The following is a 16,639-nucleotide window of genomic DNA, read 5'->3' as shown; positions in this document are numbered from 1 at the left end:
CCGGAGTGATCCGGCAGCCTTTTTTAATGGGCATCCCGTCGTTAGTTCTGCTGGCGAGCCGGTTAAATCCTCTGCACCCGTTTTTCCCGCAATTGTCTCAAGCCTGTTAGAAGGTATTGCCAGGGGCGGGACAGTTCATGCAGCAGGGAGTTACCGGGAGAGGCCATACGCGGCAAACATCCGGGCATCATCACGGTAACGGCCGTAATGGTCGATCCGAGGCTATGCGCCATCTGCCTGCCAACATATCGCAGCAGACCGGGCTATCCCTGGCACAACGCTCCGTCGTTACTGCCCATTTGGGCAAGCAACTCTCTGTCCCCGACCTGCCGCCCTCCACAGAGTGGATTGATGCCCTGCAAAAACAATATGGGGTTGTCGATGCCGGCTTAAATATCTCCTCTACTGCAACCCCAGGATGGATTCTGGATAATGCCGCCAGCTTTTTTAAGTCCTGCCACCAGGCGCTGGAATACACCGATGTCAATATTCTGGCCACCGTGGCGCTATTGAGTGACCAGTTGGCGGAGTCTATTACCCAGTGTCCTCAAACACTCACAGCTGAACCTGAGATGAAAAAAGCCATTCTTGGCTGGGTGTCGTTTGGTCAGGGGTTGTCTGCTCTATTGCGGGGAGAACACGCTGACGCATGGTCGAAGATGGAAATCGCGATAAGGGGCGGTGTGTCTGAGGCCTGGTACTGGATGGGACTGCTCTACCTTGGCGAAGGTGAGGAGCAGGAAGCTATTAAATGTCTGAAAACCGCTTGTGATAATGGCGTTTCCAGTGCCATGAATCGTCTGGGCCTGTTGTTGTACGACGATCTCAAGGCCTGGCTGCTCCGTTTAGGTGGGGGGAATGGTGACGAGGAGCTTGTACTGACAGCTGGTGAGCAGCAGGTAATGATCAGTAAAGCTCTCGACGCCCTGCATTATGGTGAGCCCTCACTGATGACGATTGTCGGCAGCTGTATGGCCACCGGAGTCTTTAGCTTTCCCAATAATGTTGATTACGGCTTGTTTCTGCTGGATCAGGCGGCATCGATGAACTCCCCCGATGCTCATCTGGTCAAGTTTCTGTTTTATCTGCAGCCCAATGCTCATGAGGATGTGCGTGCAGAGAAGAGTCAGCCACTTGAGGCGCTGGATAGTTTAATGGCGTTCAGAACGACCGTTGAAAGGGGGATATCCACCCGCCAGCGCTATGAGTGGATTGAGCAGTTTGTACTGGATACTGAAAGCAAGCCGGAGTGGCCAGAAGCCATTAATATTCGTGAAAACTGCCAGAAGGCCAGGAAAGCCAAAAATAAACTGGCTATCACGTTAATGAATGCCATTGGGCTGACAGAAACGGAAGCGCAGGACAAGGCCATCAGGACATTGTGGCATACCCCTCATCCGGAGTATCTATTCTGGAGTGCAGCACTGATGGCTTATGGACTGATCGAGGGTGGATTGGAGATGGCCCGCCTGCAGGCACTGCTGAGTGCGAACCGCAACTGGCCACCGGCCGGTACATTGTTGGCACGACTATGGGATAAAGACACGGAGAACGAAGGTCGGCTTGGGCTGGCAGCTCCTCGTTTCAGCCATGAAGAATCATGCATTTACAACACGCTGTCGTCTGCCTGGTTTGACAATCGTTATGGCGACCACCTGAGCGCCTATGCCCTGTTGATGGATGCGGATAAGAAATACCGTGATCTGGATATTACCTATCAGTGTGAGCTAACCCTGCGCAATATCCTCCCTGACTCCAAACCGTTTTCAGAGCGTTTGCTTAAGCATCATCATAATGCCCAGCTGTCGTCTATACGCTCGGGACTGGCGCAGGGCAAAAAAGGCAGTGAGCTACGCAAGGTCAACAAGGACATAAACTCTCTGGAAGGGCTGTTGATGTTTCTTGCCGGTGAGTCCCAATTTCTTACAGATGGACCCAAACCTCTGCCCTGGTGTCATGCCATGCAGAATATGACACCACGCCACAGCTACCGGCTGTTTGAACTGGTGGAAAATGATTTGCTTCAGATTGAACCGGCCGAGAAGGCACGGGCCTTTGAACAAATGGTCGAAGGGCTGGATGAAAAAACATGCTTTGAACTGCAGCAGGATAGTGGCAGACCGGCAGTAGAGAAGGCTCTGCGGACAAAACTGGCAGATTGTCGCGAACCCAAATTAAAGAAACGCTACCAGCAGTTACTACTCTGGCTGACAGGCAGCTGCCAGGATACCCTGGCTTATGCCGATGTGCTGGTGAAAGAAGGAAGTATAAACTCAGCGTTTGAGGTTTTGTACAGCGGACAGTGTCGTCTGCATGCCCGCAGAATCGCCCGCTGCTTTATAAACGATCTTGAAAATCAAGCTATAGAGGATGACTGGCAGGTCGGGATAACGGCAGAGAATCAGCCCTTTATCAATGAGTTGACCGCACAGATCGACCGTCTCGGGAAGCGAGCGGCACAGTTGCGGGAGCAGGTCGAAGACAAGGGGCAGCAGCCGATGCTGTCGTTTTATGAGCATATTGATCAAGGAGCCATGACAAGGCAGGCACTGGCGGGGTTGGGCTTTGACCTCCCTGAAAATAAGTCTCAGGCACAGCAGGCTTTGAAAGCCCTGCGACCATTGGTGCCTCTGCTGTTGTACAAGGCGGAGGATGACTCTCCGGAGCGTTTAACCTTACCGTTTACCGATAAATCCTGGACGTTTGAACGCTGTCTGCATGTGCTGGGTACAGCCTGTCATCTGCTGGAATCGCAAAGTGAAGCCTCTGAATACCTGCATTTTGCTGCCATGCGGGGTTATGAACCCGCTATGTTTCTGGCCGGCCAGTATGCTTACTTTACCAACCGCTTTGACAGTGCCGGTTGTTGGTTTTCCAGCAGTGTTTCAGAACATAAAGAGGCTCAAATCTGGCACGAAGACACCATGTACTACCAGGTGTTGAAGAGTGCCTGCTTCCCTGGTGACGATGGAGATATTGATACAGCATTCCACAATACCGTTCATCGGGCCCGGGAGCTGGCACTGTATGGGCAGGGTTGTGGTTTTGGGGTGCTGATGGGGCGGCTTCTGGGGCACGGATTGGCATCCGGTAACAAGATGGAGGCGAAGTATCAGGACGAGCTGACCCGTTGTCATAATGGTGCTATGGCCATGGGGACTTTTCGGGCGCTGGAACCGCTACTGCATGCTATGTCACAGGGGCGGGGCCAACATTTGCTGGCAATAGATCCACTGGCGGTGGCCAATCTGGTTATGCAGTCCAGACTCCCTGTATTCAAAGTCAATGAGCTCGATCTGTTTCCGATGATTGAGAAAGAGACTCCGATTTGCCGCATGAAGGGTGAGTTGCCTGTTGATGCGCTCACCCGTTACCTGCGTTATGCCTTCTTTATGCCTCGGGATGAGCAGATGCTGTTTCTGGAAGTCATAATGAATATCCACAAAGGGCAGATGAAATGCACCCGGCTGGAGGGTGCATCGGAACCGGATATGGATATGCTGAGCATGGCCACCTTTCTGGTGGGCTGTGCCCGAGGTAATCATGCGCAGTGTCAGCCTGTGGTTAGTAGTTTGGCTGCACTACCTGTCAGTATACGATTGCTGGCTGCTCAGGCTCAGGTGTACAGACAGGTTAATCTGGAGCTGCCATCAAGCCAGGTCAAGCGTTGGCTGGATGAAGCCGCACGAGCCGGTTTTGCTGCGGCCTGGACCTGCCGGGGTGTTAATGCTTTGCTGGAAGACCAGCCGGAACTGGCTGAGAGGTTTCTGATCCGTGGTGCCGGAGAAAGTCAAAACGGTGTCGTTGATCCGCAGGCCTGTTACATCCTGGCCCAGTGCCTGTTAAAGAAAGGCCTGATGGCTGATGCACTGGTGCAGCTGTATAAGGCATCGTGCATGTACCATATGCCGTCTATTTATCTTTTGCTGCAAGTGAACCCTCAAGAGAGTCATTTGAAACGCTTGGGCTATAACGATTCCATCGGCTGGATGAACTCTTTGCCGCACTTCCGGCTGGTTGCGATGTTAACCGAATATCAGGTTATCGAAGACAGCAAAGAGAAAGAAGCCTTGCTTAAAAAGACCCGGTCTCTGCTGAGCCAGGGAACAGCTGCGATGTATTTTGATGTACTGGTATTTCTTGTTGATAACCCGGACGCCTGTTCATCAATCAAGGTCGGCATGTTGGCCAATGGTCTGCAAAAAAACATGGGCCGGCAGGAGGCCATATTGCTATCTCTGCACCATAAAAAAGAAGAGGTTCTGGCGCTCCTGAAAGAGAAGAGGGTTGGAGAGTTTCTGGAGTTGAGAGGAAAGCTATCTCCGGCAGCGGTTCCGGTTATTAAAGTTGTTTCCCTGCCTGAAAAAAAGGAACCATCAGGTCGGTTGGCCCAGAAACCCACACTGCCTTCTTATGACGAGGTGGTGAAAGAGAGTAAAAGAAAAACCAAACGCAAGAAGGTTCCAACTGTAACCCCTGCAGATAATACGGCTGAGCAGAATTCCATCAAGACAACATCGCCCCCCAAATCTCGGGTCAGCAGTGGGCCGGACTACACAGTGCTTAACGATACCAAGGTTCTGTATTACCTGGGCAGGGCGGGTGACACGGACAAAGCACAGGCGGAATTGGAAGCCCGGCGGGAAGACGGACGGTTACTCCGTGCCACGTTGGGGGAAGTGTGTGAAGAGATGGTTCATCACTACAACGGTTCATTGTCTTCACAATGTCTTTGGCTGAAAGAGGCCTGCGGCAGTAACGGGGCGACTTTGTTGCTCAAAACAATTAAGAAAGCCCTTGAGTGTCCTGAAGATCATCAAGCTGATCTGGCTGCTTATACCCAGTTGTTGATTGAGTTCTTGTCCGGAGAGCAGGGTAAGACCTTGGCGAGCCACCTGAATGAACTGTTTGGCCAGCTAAAAGACCATCTGTCCACTGAGCTGTTTTTAAGGCTGGGGCAGGCTTCTCTTGCTCTGGCTTATAAGCTTTCACCGTGCGAGAAACTGGAGCTTTTGGCCAATCTGCTGAGAACCTTTGACCATGAGCAGATACAGGAGTCCGGGCTGGCATTACTGCTGACGACTATGGATCAGGATGGGATGACCAGCACAGTGTTACCGGTGCTGGGAAATACTACCCGGCTGGAACTATTTGAGTATCTGCTCAAACCGAAGATCATTGATCTCCCCCGCAGTGCCTCTGCACTCAAACTGGCACGTTGCCTTCTCACAACAAAGCCCGCAAAAGTTTTACAGTGTCTGCAAAGCAAAACCTTCCCGGACCGGATGGCGGAAGAAGTCGCCGGTATAAAAGACGAATGTCGTATAGCCCGGGAGCGTTTGAAAACGGATGAATCGCTGGCTCTGGATGATCTGCAGGCCGACTTCCATCTCGCCGTCCAGTCAGGCAGTTACAGCCGTCAGCGGCTGCTTTTGCATGAGCGTCTGGCTGTGTGGATGGAAAAAGGTGGGCAGCGAGCCAGTGAGCTGCTCGCTGCCATGCTGGATGCGGATACCCAGCAGGAACTTAACGACACTGTGCGAACAGTTATGGGCTTGCTGGAAGCGAAGCAGCTGACACAACGCTCCGCTGCCGAGCTGAAAGAGTGGCATACCATTATCGATAATGCCGAAGAGCTGGATCAGCGTTCACCGTCGCTTATTATCGCGTTACAGGTTGCGCTGTTGGCCAAAAAGAAAACCCTTCCGATAGGGGAGGTCAATCGATTACTGGCACGGCTGCGAGGCCTGGAGGATTCTGCACTGCTGGCTCCACTGCAGCCAGAGATCAGACGCATGTTCCGCTGCTCGCTGGATAAGCTGTTGGAGCGGGTCAGGCAGGGTAAGGACGAATGGGATAATAAGCGCTACAAATGCTTTATCCGTCTGCTTGAGGTATGGGAACGATTTGGTTTAACCGAATCAGAGAAGTCCGGCTTTTATGAGCAGCTGCCCACGGTGGTGAAGCTGCCGGATGAAGATAATGAATGGGAAGCTGCGCAGCTGACGGATCCCGAGCCTGCGCCTAACCCGTCGGATGGAAAACTTACGGATAGCGTTTGGGAAGGCGAGTTTTTTGAAATCAAAGCCCCGTTATCCTCCCCATCTGCGGTGGTTCTAAGCCAGCCTGATAATGAAAGCTCGGGTAGCGGTGCATCTCCAGTGATTAGTCAGGAAACCAGCAGCTATTCGCCGTTATCCAGTCACAGTTCAGAACAGATAAAAAGCTCAGAGCCAGTGGATGACTCTGAAACTATCAGCAGCCCGGAACCTGCGAGAGGCCCAGACACCGTTAGCACGCGAGAGTCGGATAGGGGCTTTGATAGAGAGCTGGATAAAAGCCGCGAAGCTTCGGAACCGCTGGATGAAATACCAGACGTGCAGTTGTTTGCTGATTGTCATCCTGACGTGTTTGGTAATTACCCCTTGGCGGTTAAGGCCTACCAGAGTTTTCTAAACGAATGCAGTTATCCTTTTGCTCAGTTTAATCCGGAGCTCTGTGAGGGGCATCTGATTCGGATGAACTATTACGATCCTTGCCTGGAACCTATGAAGTCTCAGGTTATGCGTTTCCACTATCGGGCCATGCGCTGGTATCTCGATTATGGCAGGGATTTTGATGCCGCTTTTCGTTGTTTAAAGCTGGTGCTGCAGGATGTGGATGGTGATCTGAGCCGATTGGGGAAAACCGGTCTGCAGGGTGTTGAGGATGCGGCAAAACGTCTATTCGCGCGGCTTGGTGAAGAAGAGCAGGATGATGCACAAAAGGAGCAGTGGCTGAAAGATATTCAAGGCACGGCTGAGCTGTGGCAGAAGGTTATCAAGCTGGAAGCTGAGCAGAATGCGCCACAGTTTTTTGACCCATCAGTGAAAACCCGTAGTGAAATTCTGGAGTGGCAGCTTGCAACCTGTGCCAGTGTTCAGGTGCTGAAAGAGCAGATCAATACCGGGCCTGCCAGTCAGCCTCTGCTTAAAAAGCTGGATAAGTTGTTGGCACAAACAGAGCGGCAGGTTGATCGCTTTGGTAAGGGGCGTCGGAAGTTGATGATCTGCAGGGATCTGGCAAACGGTGTTTATGATGATCAGAGAGTCAAAGCGACCTTTAAAGCCTCCGAGGTGATGGCCGGTCAAGACTTCTTCGAGTGCAAGGATATCTTTGCACCTTATGCGGAAGCGTTATTGCAAAGACTTCCCCACAACTGGACTTTTCCCGATTGCCCAAAGGCCGGTGTGTTTAATCTCGATGTGAATCGTATTTATCTTTTGCTGACGGTGATGCTGGGAGAGCTAAAGGCAGGAAACCTTGATAGCTTTAAGGCGCACCTTGAACAGTTCTCTCAGGAATCCACACAGGTCAATCGGTTCCCGAGCAAAAATAATGGTTTGTTCCTGTCGCTGTGCCTCGATATCAAGAATCAGGCAAAGTCTCAGGCCAACGCCGAAGACTTTACCCAACTCACTGAGCAACTGGATAAAGCACAAAGCAACATAATGCAGACCATTATGTATTAAAACCGTCTTTAACTGCTCTGCAGTTGAGCCAGGAACTTGCGTGACTCATTGATGGACGCCTGCATATCCCGAATCAGGCGATCAATATCCGATTGAATATTGCCAAACTCGCCCTTCAGGGCGGCAATAGCCCGGGCATTGAGATTGTGCTTCAGATAGAGCACCTGATCCTGGAAGGCATTCAACACCGGCTGCATGCGCGCTTCTGACTTTTCCAGGCTGGCCATCATTCTTTCGTACTGACGACGAGTGTCCTGCAACTTGCGGGCACTGGCCTGACGGAGAGACGGGCTGGAATACAGCTGCAGTTCCTCTTCCCACTCATCAAACAGAGCATCGGAGACACTTTCTACGGAGCTGATCCGGCCGCGTACGTTTTCAGCGGCAGCAACGCTGTCTTCATATTCGGCATTGAGCTGGTCGTACAGAGTTTCCAGATCACCACCATCGAAGCTGACTACGGAGCGAAACTGATCCAGAGCGGACTGAAACTGTTGCTGGGCTTCTTCCTGTGCCGTCTGTGTTTCCTCAATCCGGTCAACCATGATATCCCGCTTATGAATGCCGACTTTCTCCATGGCACTGTAATAGGTGCTGGAGCAGCCGGAGAGCAGGAGCAGGGAGAAAAGGCAGGCAACGGAAGTCAGGGATTTTGCTGGCATTACCGTTTCTCGCTCTTTTCAATCGCGTCGATTAAATCCTGGTTACGCTTGTCGGCCAGATGAGAGTTCACCACAAACAGGGCGTGAATTACCCCCGGAATCCATCCGCAGATGGTCAGGATAATATTAAGAATGCCCTGAATGGGCTTGCCACACAGAAAGACTGCCAGCGGTGGCAGTATGATCGCAAGAAAGTAGCGCATAACTATACCGTCCTTTGGATAAAGTGCTGCACACAGTTTACAGGGTTATGGCAAAGGCTCCCAATTTCTGTACGGTTTACTGCCCGAAAGCAGAAGCTACTGGCCATAACGCCGTTTCCTCTGGCTGAAATCCTGCAAGGCTTCGCTGAATTTTTCCGGCGTAAAGTCTGGCCAGAGCTCATCGCGGAAACTCCATTCCGAATAGACGCTTTGCATGGGCAGAAAGTTACTGGAGCGTTTTTCTTTGCCGGTACGGATGATCAGATCGGGGTTGGTCCAGCCGTCCAGCTGCCCGGAGTAGAGGAATTTAGGCAATACCGGCTGGTCATCGGATTGGATGCCCGCCGAGATAATACGGCGAATGGCATCTTCCACTTCTACCGTCCCGCCATAGTTGATGGCCATATTCACTTTTAGGCCAGTATTCTCAGAAGACACCTCAACCAGTTGATCAATGGCTGCCAAAGCGTCTGCAGGCAGACCCTCTCTGCGTCCCAGGTGGCGAACCTGGGCATCGGATTTCAACAGCTCCTCTTTGGCCTGATGCAGACTGTGTTTCAGCAGAGCCATGGAAACACCGACTTCATGTTCGGAGCGTTTAAAGTTCTCGGTGGAGAACATATACAGGGTTACCTGCTCAAACCCTAGCTGTTTGGCTATGGCCAGAGTCTGGGCCACACGTAAGGCACAGAACAGATGGCCAGTGGAGCGGTCGCTATACCCTTTAGCATCTGCCCAGCGGCGATTGCCATCAAGGATAAGGGCTATATGTTGCGGCGTTCGGTTGAGTATCGGAGGAACAAACTGATCCAACTCCTGTTGGAGCTGGTTTTTAAAACGGTAAAGCTCGGCAGTCAGTTCTGGGTAAGCGGCGGCTGTGGTAACTTCACTGGCAATGCCGGAGAGGGTATTGGCGATAATCTGGTAGTAGCTGTCGGATTCGTCGCTGGCCTGTGCCGCATGGTGCGTCATGAACCATAACAAGGCGCCCAGCAGAACACGCAGGAGCGTGGAGATGGTGAAGCAGGTACAGGCGGCTGATGGCGACATTGGCCGGTCTCCGGATTTCGGGGAGAGCCAAGGTTAGTCCATCAGCCGCAGGTTATTAGGGCGTGTTGTGGTTTTATGATCGCGCTCAGCTTTCCCGAGAGTTTTCAGGGCTAGGCGCAGCGATGAAGGAATAGTGGTTCTCTTTCAAATCGCTGCAACGACGCCATGGAAGCTCTCGGGAAAGCCCTTCGGGTGAGGCTGGAAGCCGTCCCTCGCTGCGTCAGGCTTGCTTAATGTAGGGCAACTACGATTCTCACAAACCTTTCTAACGATGAACGGCTTCCAGTCTCACTGAGCCGCATCCTAAAACCTCAACACGCCCTAGAACGCGGGCGTCAGCGGGAAGTCATCACCGGAGCCGGAGCGGGACTGGATCTCCTTACGCAGCAAAGAGCGGTACTTGCGCAGAAGGAACAGACTGCTTTGCAGGATCAGCAGATCGGCAATCAGCACGTTGGCCCAAACGTAGGATGGATCCACCAGTTTCGGCAGAAGCAGCAGACCGGCTACAGGCAGGATCAGACTGCGCAGCAGGGAAATCGTGCTGGACACCTTAGAACGGGCCGTTGACTGATAGATAGTCATCATCAGGATATTGATACCGGTAGGAATCGCTGCCAGTCCGTAAAGACGCATGGCCCAGCGACCCAGCTCCACCATCTCTGGAGACGGGTTGGAAACAAACGCTGCCACGACCTGACCCGGGAACAGCACGGCAATCACCGAGAAGCTGCCGCAGACAATCACTACCAGGGTCATGCCCAGATTCAGAGTATCCAGAATACGCTGGTGCAGGTTGGCACCATGGTTAAAGCTGACCAGTGGCTGTACGGCCTGACAGATGCCGTAGACCAGCAGGCCCAGCAACCACATACAGTTCAGTGCCACGGTGTATACCGACAGATAGAGCGCGCCGCCAAGGCTGAGCAGAATCCAGTTGGACACCATGATCACAATACCGACAGAGCCTTCCATAAACAGCGTGGCCAGTCCGGTGGTCAGAATCGCTTTAATGGCGTTGAAGTCCGGCATGGCAAAGCGCAGCTTCAGACGGGATGACTTATTACGGAAGTGCAACAGCTGAACACCGGCCAGAGCCAGCTGTGCCAGGCCCGTCGCCAGACCGGCACCGAACATGCCCCACTGGAACACCATCATAAACAGCCAGTCCAGGAATACGTTCAGGGTGGCACTGGCGATCATGGCATTCATAACCAGCTTGGGATTGCCATCGTTCCGGATAAAGTTAGAGAGCACCCAACCCACAGCGTATGGGGTAGCAAACCAGGTCAGGGAGAGAACATAGTCCTTGGCCATGGGAGCCAGATTTCCGGTCGCTCCAAAAGCGGCCACAATCTCATCAATCCAGATCATGGTGACGGCGGTCAGGGTAACCATAACCAGGGTGATAAAGGTCAGCGCCTGCTGGAACAGCGCTTTGCCTTCTTCTTCACGGCCTTCACCAAAGCGAATGCTCATCAGCGCGGCACCGCCGACACCCACCATCATGGCCACAGCAAACATAAACGAGAAATAAGGCAGCACCAGGTTAATGGCCGCCAGACCATCCTCACCCATGCTGTGCCCGATAAACATGATATCCGCAACGATATAAAGGGATTTGATCACCATGCCGGTAATGGCGGGCATCAAAAAATGGCGAAAGCACTTCCGCACCGGGTCTTGCCCGAGGTTCAGGGTTAAAGCGGCTTGGGACATTATTTGTCGTTCTCGTAGAAAACCGTTGCCAGATCGAACGGCTCGGCGATTCTAAAGCGACTTAGCAAACCGAACCATGAGTGGAAACACTGCTTACGCAATATTTACCAATCCTATGTCTCTCGTACTCAGTTGCACGGACTGGCCTATATTGGTTGGCCTGCAATAAGTGTTCAGCCCGGGACCGGGCTCAAATGATAGAAAGGCAGGCACAGGATTGAAGGATGTTGACCACAGTGTTGCAACAGGGCAGTACCGCCAGTGGTGGCTGGTGCTGGTTTTGTTGTTGACTGTGGTCGGGCAGACCTCTGATAAGCCGCCGGCGACACTTCCTTCAGCTCCACCACCATCGGTGTTTCCCAGCTATGGTGCCAATGGCCCCGGTATTAATCAGGAGCCGGTCAGTACTCCGCCTCGAACTTACTCCTGCAAACATTGTCCGGAAGCTTTTGATAGTCAGACACTTCAACCGGTTCTTAAAGACGGGAAAACCAGAGAAGAGCTGTTGGATGTGCTGGATGATTTTATTCTTGGGGCGATCGAACAGTTTCTGGAAATGAAGCCGAACGCTACTGTAATGCTGCACGGCAGTTACGGCCTCTTTGCCCGTGCTGCTGCCCAGTATGGGGATTGGCATCCTGCGCACTGGCGCAGTGAGGCTGGCCTGCCTCGGCACGGGGATATTGATGTGGTGGTGCCGGATATGGCAACGGCAGGTGAACTGGCCACCTTTCTTGAGCAGCGTATTTCCGAGCTTGATCTACAGGCCTATCTCGATCAGCCCATGACTATGGATTCGATGCTGATCACCATTCCCCATCAGATTGTGGATAACAAACCCTGCTCCGGTTTTCTGACCCGGTTTATGATGCAGGGCTGCCGAAAGAAAGGGGCTCACTCGTTTTACAAGATTGATATCCAGGTCCGGAAAAACAGCGAACATTCGCTGGTGAAAATACACAGCCCTTTACAGAACGACAGAACTTTCACCCTTCCGGTGGTGACCTGGGAACAGCTTTGGGAAGAGCTGGGCCGGGACAGCCGTGAAGAGAATGCCAAGGTTCGCCCTCGGCTCACCTGTCTGGAAAAAGCGGAGCGGGTGTTTACCGATGGTGGTAAGAGTGAACGGCTTGAGCAGTTGCACAAGTTGTGTCTGCAGAAAGGGCTGGATGAGCTGGTGCCCCGATCGATAACCTCCTCACCGTCACGACCGATCACGATTCTTAAACGTCCTCCGCCAAAGTCCCCACAGGACGAGTACACCCCTGAGCCTACACCGAAGTCGGTCAAGCCACCCAGCCCCGCACCAGTGGCTATAAAAACAAGAGAGAAGCCTCCAGCCCCGGAGAAAGTAAACACACCGAGAAAACGGAAAATTGTTCATTTTTCGCAAGAAGACAATGAGGAAAAGCCATCACGTGCCCAGAAGAAACCAGCGAAGAAACCACCAAAGCCCAAAGTGAAAAAAACAGGCAAGTCTTCCCAGCGCGATGAACCCCGTGGTGGTGCGAAGATCAGGCAGGTTCTGACGCGTTTTCTTAGTCAACATCACCAAACCCTTTACAAGACCGGACACCTGCAGCAGATGAATCTGGTTTTGGATATTGCGCTCAGGCTGCAGCAGGCCTGGTCTGAATATTTATTGGATGACGACGAGCTTGAACAGCTTTGGCAGCAGATTATTGGTGCTCTGCCGGACAAACAGCTGAAAAGAGGCTGGCTACCCGGTGCTGAGGATATAGTCTTTGGCAAAGATTCCAGGGAGAAGGCTACGGAACAGATTATTCTGGCCCGGCGAATTGCCAGCTGGCGTAATCATTGGTCTGCGCGCAGTTGGTATCGGTCTGGCCCTTGGCTGTTCCGCGAGCAGGCCGTCGCGTTAAAGCCATTCTGGAAGCTGCAGAGCTATCTGCCGGAGCATGATCAGCTTATGCAAAAGTTGGATGCTGTGGTCATACCCGGTGCGAGGGAGCAGGGGTTTGCCCAGGATATTGTGCTGGCGGATTATCTGATTAATCAGGCCCAAAGCAAGAACTGCTCTACTGTGCTGCTGTCTGCCCGTGACAAACAGGCATTTCTGATTCATAGCAATGGCTTTTCTCTCAGAACCACGATCAGCGAGCTGAGTCACAAATTATTCGGGTATGTTACGGTCTATCTGATTCTGGATAATGGTTCTCTGGTGCGGGGATTCTGGCAAGATCCGGATGAATATGAGCATCAATCCGACCTGACCGGGGATAGCCTGCCGGAAACCCCTTCAACCGTCACGCTGCCATCACTGGAACCTGACGAAGTCGATGTTGAGCTGCAGGACGGGCAGGATAATGTTTCAGAGCATGAGAAGGAAGAAGAGTGGCCTGATCCCACGGAGCCTTTACTGCCGCAAACTGATGTGACTGAACAGCAGGCCGCCGATCCAGAAGCCTCTCCAGAGAAGGTGTCAGAACCGGCAACGTTTTATCAACGCCTGACCCGGTATTTGCAGGAAAAGAAAAACGAGGATGAACTTTATATCTTCCTGAAGGAAGAGTCCGGAAGCGATTTCAAGTTAACTCACCATGATTTTAACTATACGCTTTCGGCGCTGGTGGCCTTTATTCTGCAAAGCCAGATAGCCGCTGAAGGGGTGGGTGACTGGCTGTCATCGGGGTGGAGCAACTCTGGCATATATACCAGTTATCTTCCGGATTTGCTGTTTCATCGAGGGGAGGGCGGTAAAGTAAAGACTCCGAAGCAGGATCCATCGACGCGTCTGGAGGAGAAGAGTGATCACAGGTTGACCAGAGATGCTGTTTTTCTGTTGTGGCTTCTTGATATTGATAGAACACCTCTGGCTTTGCTGGGCCGGAACAAGGACGGTTGTCTTGAACAGCTGACTCTCCGCCTGAAAAAAGGGCGTGTACGTCTGACCTATGGTGACTGGCAGGTTTTATCCCACCATGATGCCCGTTATATCGCTATCCGCAGTTCGGGTTATGGTGGCGTGATACCGGAGAGTCAATGGGTTAAGGTTCCCAGCGTTGAGGAGCCTGAAGCGAATGGTATCCCGGAACCATCCCAGCCCCGGAAAAAGAAGAAGAAAAAGAAGGCGGCTGAGCTGAATCGACCTGTCGAAATAAGCCTGATGCAGGCCAGTGAGGAGGATGGGTATATTCAGCCGCTGTTTACCTCCCCGGTTGTGAACAGGCTCACACCAAATAAGGACGCGCCTTTCGGCTCATTGCTGGTGCCACCCTACCCCAGAATCCCAGAGGGTATGGATCCGATCACCTATGACATTAATCATACGTGGAATTACCGCTCTTCCGGGAGCTCCAGCCGAACTGATGCCCTGAGCGAGCAACTCTCAGAGTTGTCTTTTAAGGATGCCGTTGAAACACTGGAAGGCGAGCTTTATAGCGGTGAGGTTGAGATGGCAACCGAAGATCATAATTTGAGTGATACAGGTTCCTTCAAAAGCCTGTCGCCCAATCAGTGAGCCTTGATTTTGGTTTTTCCGCAGCGGGAACAGATGTAGGTTGTGACTAGTTTGCCCTGCTTCACATCAAAGACCTTTTCCTTATCAACCACCCATTTATGCAGGTTGCTGCGGCACAGGGTTTTGCCCTTGGCTTTGTCTTTGGGGGATGGTCGTTTAAACGGCAGAATATCAGCCACAGGCTGTCCTTTGGCAGTAAAGAAAAAGACCATCGCCCTGATCAGGAGCCGATGGTCTTTTCAGTATGAGGCAGTTGCCTGCTGTAGGTAAAGCCGCGTTACTCAGCGGTATGATCTTCCGCCAGAACCATACCCTGAGCGAGCTGCAGGCTCTCACTCATATCCCGGCCAAAGGCGATATGTTCGCCCTTGCGGATACCGGCCTTGCGCAGTTTCAGCAGCAGACGTGGTTGCAGGCCATTCAGGACCATCAAAGTATTATTCTTCTGCATATCGAGCAGGATATTCTCCATTGCAACAATCGCCGTCATATCCAGCATATTGACCCGACTCATATCCAGTACGATGGCGCGGATAGATTCATCCATGGCCTGCAAAGTGCTGAGAGCTTTCTGGGCTGCGCCAAAGAACAGTGGGCCGTTAATTTCATAGACTTCCACGCCTTCCGGCAGAGCGGTATCGGTAGCAAGGCCGGCACCGGAGTGTGGGTTGATTTGAGCCATGGCACTGATGCGCTTGATCAGCAGCAGGCCGGCCAGCAGCATACCCACGGTTACCGCAACCACCATATCGAAGATCACGGTCAGACCAAAGCAGGTGAGCAATACTGCCACATCTTCCCGCGGAGCCACCTTGGTAATGCGAACAAAGTGGTGCGCCTCACTCATATTCCACGCCACCATCAGCAACAGAGCGGCCAGCGATGCCATAGGGATATGAGCCAGCCAGGGAGCCAACAGCAGAATGGCAGCCAGGACAAACAGGCCGTGGGTCAGTGAGGCAATCGGAGAGTTGGCACCGCTGCGAATGCTGGTTGCAGTACGGGCAATAGCGGCTGTGGCCGGAATGCCGCCAAAGAAAGGTGCCACCAGGTTGCCAAGCCCCTGACCTATCAACTCACCATTCGGGTTATGACGGGTACGGGTCATGCCATCGGCCACAACCGCGCACAGCAGGGATTCCAGTGCCCCGAGCATGGCGATGGCAAAGGCTGAGGTCATCAATTCCTGAACTAATGAAAAGCTCAGGCCAATCGGTTGGCCATCAGCACCGGGCAGGTTCCAGGGCAGAATCAGCTGGGGTGCAAACGGAGGAATACCGGTTCCGGAGACACCATCGGCATGCCAGGTAAACTGACTGCCAATAGTTGCAACAGCGGCACCATCAGCAAATTGCTTCACCAGAAAGGCAACAGCCGCACCGGTAATCAGGGCTGGCAGGTGAGGGGGGATGCTGGTTTTCAGCTGACGCCAGACCAAAAATACACCCAGAGTTGCGGCGCCTGCCAGCGTGTCCCAGTGATTGAGGGACGGCATAGCCGATGCCAGAGCACCGATACGATCAATAAAATGCTCAGGCATCTCGGTCACGGTCAGGCCAAAGAAATCCTTGATCTGCAGAGTGGCGATTACCACGGCGATACCCGAGGTAAAGCCAATGGTCACCGGGTAGGGCACGTACTCGACCAGCTTACCCAGACGACAGAGACCCATAATGATGAGAATCACTCCGGCCATCAGCGTGGCTACGGCAAGACCACCCAGACCGTATTTGGTGGTAATCGGTAAAAGAATAACGACAAAAGCCGCGGTTGGACCGGAGATGTTGACGCGAGAGCCGCCGGTCAATGCAATCAATATACCTGCGACAATTGCCGTATAAAGGCCGTATTCCGGCGCCACACCACTGGCAATAGCCAGTCCCATGGAGAGGGGAAGGGCAACAATACCCACGGTAATACCGGCCAGAATATCGCGCCGCAGGTCAGCTACTGAATACCCCTGGCGAAAGGTTTCAGTAAGGGCAGAAGCAATCATGGTTCTACTGTTTTCTG

At 52.7% G+C, this 16,639-nt stretch carries 8 protein-coding genes; 2 read left to right on the top strand and 6 right to left on the bottom strand.

The features are described 5' to 3' along the window. Positions 1 to 137 precede the first annotated feature (137 nt). Positions 138 to 7,511 carry an SEL1-like repeat protein gene (locus EHSB41UT_RS07650; protein ID WP_133060433.1) on the top strand — a complete coding sequence of 2,458 codons (7,374 nt, stop codon included), beginning with the start codon at positions 138 to 140 and terminating at the stop codon, positions 7,509 to 7,511. An 8-nt stretch (positions 7,512 to 7,519) separates the two neighbouring features. Here the strand turns inward: EHSB41UT_RS07650 and EHSB41UT_RS07645 are convergent, their stop codons facing one another. From EHSB41UT_RS07645 to EHSB41UT_RS07630, 4 genes are all read right to left on the bottom strand, one after another. Further along, positions 7,520 to 8,173, bottom strand: a complete 654-nt coding sequence (locus EHSB41UT_RS07645) for a DUF2959 domain-containing protein (RefSeq protein WP_087108451.1) — start codon at positions 8,171 to 8,173, stop codon at positions 7,520 to 7,522. Continuing rightward, complete coding sequence (locus tag EHSB41UT_RS07640) at positions 8,173 to 8,376, bottom strand: YqaE/Pmp3 family membrane protein (protein ID WP_087108449.1); 204 nt, start codon at positions 8,374 to 8,376, stop codon at positions 8,173 to 8,175. Before EHSB41UT_RS07640 ends, EHSB41UT_RS07645 begins: the two co-directional genes overlap by 1 nt. Positions 8,377 to 8,472: 96 nt before the next feature. After that, positions 8,473 to 9,426, bottom strand: a complete 954-nt coding sequence (uppS, locus tag EHSB41UT_RS07635) for a polyprenyl diphosphate synthase (protein WP_087108447.1) — start codon at positions 9,424 to 9,426, stop codon at positions 8,473 to 8,475. Positions 9,427 to 9,747: 321 nt separating this feature from the next. Beyond that, entirely contained in the window at positions 9,748 to 11,145 is a 1,398-nt protein-coding gene (locus tag EHSB41UT_RS07630) for an MATE family efflux transporter (protein ID WP_087108445.1), read from the bottom strand. Between the two features lie 217 nt (positions 11,146 to 11,362). Between EHSB41UT_RS07630 and EHSB41UT_RS07625 the strand changes: the two genes are divergently transcribed. Beyond that, complete coding sequence (locus tag EHSB41UT_RS07625; RefSeq protein ID WP_087108443.1) at positions 11,363 to 14,626, top strand: hypothetical protein; 3,264 nt, start codon at positions 11,363 to 11,365, stop codon at positions 14,624 to 14,626. Here the strand turns inward: EHSB41UT_RS07625 and EHSB41UT_RS07620 are convergent. Together EHSB41UT_RS07620 and dauA are read right to left on the bottom strand one after the other, a co-directional pair. Beyond that, positions 14,620 to 14,805: a hypothetical protein gene (locus EHSB41UT_RS07620; protein ID WP_087109000.1), complete on the bottom strand. Its 186-nt coding sequence runs from the start codon at positions 14,803 to 14,805 to the stop codon at positions 14,620 to 14,622. The genes EHSB41UT_RS07625 and EHSB41UT_RS07620 overlap by 7 nt on opposite strands. 98 nt (positions 14,806 to 14,903) lie before the next feature. Beyond that, entirely contained in the window at positions 14,904 to 16,622 is a 1,719-nt protein-coding gene (gene dauA / locus EHSB41UT_RS07615; RefSeq protein ID WP_087108441.1) for a C4-dicarboxylic acid transporter DauA, read from the bottom strand. Positions 16,623 to 16,639: the final 17 nt, after the last annotated feature.

It is taken from the genome of Parendozoicomonas haliclonae, assembly GCF_900174585.1.
Taxonomy (GTDB): Bacteria; Pseudomonadota; Gammaproteobacteria; order Pseudomonadales; family Endozoicomonadaceae; genus Sansalvadorimonas; species Sansalvadorimonas haliclonae.
The sequence above is the reverse complement of the archived record's forward strand: the minus strand, read 5'-3'. Positions and strand labels throughout refer to the sequence as shown.

What these genes read in the sequence shown, in the direction of transcription:
- EHSB41UT_RS07640 (WP_087108449.1), bottom strand. Translation starts at nt 8,376, where the DNA reads ATGCGCTACTTTCTTGCGATCATACTGCCACCGCTGGCAGTCTTTCTG.
- EHSB41UT_RS07650 (WP_133060433.1), top strand. Translation starts at nt 138, where the DNA reads ATGCAGCAGGGAGTTACCGGGAGAGGCCATACGCGGCAAACATCCGGG.
- dauA (WP_087108441.1), bottom strand. Translation starts at nt 16,622, where the DNA reads ATGATTGCTTCTGCCCTTACTGAAACCTTTCGCCAGGGGTATTCAGTA.
- EHSB41UT_RS07630 (WP_087108445.1), bottom strand. Translation starts at nt 11,145, where the DNA reads ATGTCCCAAGCCGCTTTAACCCTGAACCTCGGGCAAGACCCGGTGCGG.
- uppS (WP_087108447.1), bottom strand. Translation starts at nt 9,426, where the DNA reads ATGTCGCCATCAGCCGCCTGTACCTGCTTCACCATCTCCACGCTCCTG.
- EHSB41UT_RS07645 (WP_087108451.1), bottom strand. Translation starts at nt 8,173, where the DNA reads ATGCCAGCAAAATCCCTGACTTCCGTTGCCTGCCTTTTCTCCCTGCTC.